This window comes from Lactobacillus sp. ESL0260, from assembly GCF_003692935.1.
GTDB lineage: Bacteria > Bacillota > Bacilli > Lactobacillales > Lactobacillaceae > Lactobacillus > Lactobacillus melliventris.
The window spans coordinates 1-1,484 of sequence record NZ_REHO01000019.1 but is presented as its reverse complement, the minus strand read 5'-3'; the positions used below and the strand labels follow the sequence as shown (position 1 = coordinate 1,484).

Genomic DNA, 1,484 nt, shown 5'->3' with positions numbered 1-1,484 from the left:
TGAAGCTAACCCCTAAAACTGGACGTTAGTTTTATATCGTTTTACTTAAGGCTTGATTCCGATATTGAATCGGAGTTAAGCCTTTTAGCTTGTGCCGAATTCTATCTTCATTGTAATAACTTATCCATTCTTTCATCGCCTTAACCAATTGTTTCTTAGTATCAAAGTGATGTGTAAAATAATTCATTTCAACTTTCATAATGTGAAAGAAACTTTCCATAGCTGCATTATCATGACATGTAGCTCTTCGTGACATGCTTTGAAATACTTTATGTTTTCGTAAAGCATGTCGATATGGATTAGATTGATATTGAATTCCTTGATCACTATGGATTGTCATCCGATAATTTAATAGCTTGGGTCTTGCAGTAAACACTCCCTCTAATCCTTCTAGAACATATCTTGTTGATGGACGATCGGTGATCGTATAACTAATAATTTCACCGCTGAATAAGTCCTTAAATGGCGATAAATATACACGATCACGGATAGTCATGTTCCCATATCTAAATTCACTAATATCAGTTACGACCTTTTGATATGGTCTATCAGTCTTAAACTTTTGATGGAACCGATTCTTAGCTTTCTTATTTTGTGGACCCTTTGAAGAATCATATTTACCGGCTCTCAGATTATATTTATTAGCTCCTAAATTGTTCTCACGCATTAAGCGTTGAACACGTTTATGATTAACCATTAGGTGATAAGTCATCCTCAGAGTATCAGTTACAGGCCAGTATCCATAACTGGTATGATGCTTCTTTATCATTTTGATAATTGAAACAAGTGCTTTATCACTGATCAGCTTCTTTTTTGGATGAGGATGGTACTCGAATGTACTTTTAGACAAACTTGTGTAGGGTAATATTTCTTTTAATTTAAAGCCAAATTCTTGCCTTAGTTCATTAACTATAGATCTTTCTTCGTCCGATGTCCGCGTTTCTGAACTAAGGCATCTAGTTTTTTTAGATATTCATTTTCTACATGTAATGCACGATTCTCTAAACGTAGACGTTCAAGTTCAGTTAACTCTTGAGAAGTATATTTATACTTCTTTGCTTTAATTTTCTTTTTATGCATTAATGGTCGTCCTTGCTTAATAAATAAAGCATCAACACCGCCTTCATTTAATTTTCTTTGCCAATTCGCAATAGTGGAAAGTTGTTTAATATTAAAATGATTGGCAGTAATTTGATAGCTGGCACTATGTTCTTTTCTCCAGTTTAAGACTTCTAATTTAAATTGACCACTATATCTTGTCTTAGAAAAGCTTTTTTCCAGGCCTCTGTTACCATACTGTTGATAATTATTGATCCAACCATCAATAGATTTACGTGATGTGATATGTAATTTCTCTTGAATTTCTTTTGTACTAAATCCTCTTTGATACAAATCTACTGCTTTTAATTTTGTTTTTAGTAAATATTTAGACATAAGAAAACCCCCGAATTGGAATCTTTGTCCAATTCCGGGGGTTAACTTCA

General features: G+C 33.2%; 2 protein-coding genes. Both read right to left on the bottom strand.

Translation table 11 applies throughout. From position 1 onward, the window contains the following. Window positions 1-31: 31 nt before the first annotated feature. Window positions 32-913: an IS3 family transposase gene (locus F5ESL0260_RS09365; RefSeq protein WP_233557737.1), complete on the bottom strand. Its 882-nt coding sequence runs from the start codon at window positions 911-913 to the stop codon at window positions 32-34. Beyond that, window positions 910-1,484: helix-turn-helix domain-containing protein (locus F5ESL0260_RS09360; protein ID WP_233557736.1), on the bottom strand; the 575-nt coding region annotated here is incomplete at its 5' end. The genes F5ESL0260_RS09365 and F5ESL0260_RS09360, both read right to left, overlap by 4 nt.